Source organism: Colwellia ponticola (genome assembly GCF_005885605.1).
Lineage (GTDB): Bacteria > Pseudomonadota > Gammaproteobacteria > Enterobacterales > Alteromonadaceae > Colwellia > Colwellia ponticola.
Window position 1 is genome coordinate 1 of record NZ_SZVP01000073.1, and the last position, 477, is coordinate 477.

1 protein-coding gene is annotated in these 477 nt (G+C 64.8%); it reads right to left on the reverse strand.

Annotation, left to right across the window (positions count from 1 at the left end):
• On the reverse strand, nt 1-477 hold a 477-nt coding region (locus FCS21_RS15895), incomplete at both ends, for a hypothetical protein (protein ID WP_222927984.1).

Below are 477 nucleotides of genomic sequence, written 5' to 3' on the forward strand. Positions count from 1 at the left end.
CGTCGTCTTTGGCAGGCGGTGACATGGCCAGGACCAGGCGGGACTTGAGGCGGTCACGCAGGTGATTGCCCTCTGCGGACAGGGTGAACAACGGCTGGCGTTTGTCCTGCACCATGCCCATTTGCCAGTCCAGTAACTGCTGCTCCTGCCATTGCACGGAAATCAGCCAGTTGCGCAGCAGGTAGTCGACCCCCAGCAATGACTTGACCATTGGGCTCTGGCTGCTGCCGCGGGTGCGGTAGGGGTTGGTGACGTGCCAGCGGTCGAAGTAGGCCACCTCGCTGCGCACCACGAAGCTGTGGCCGGCATCGATCGCCAGGCCTGCGCCGCCCATGCTGTAACGTGGGAACTGGCGCTCCAGGAGCACGCGCTGATCGTCGGCGATGCCTTCGACCGCATACACCGGGTCCTGCTGGCGGGCGTTGAGGGCGACAAAACTGGCGTCCACCGAGCCGATCCTGCCGTTGGCGCTCATGC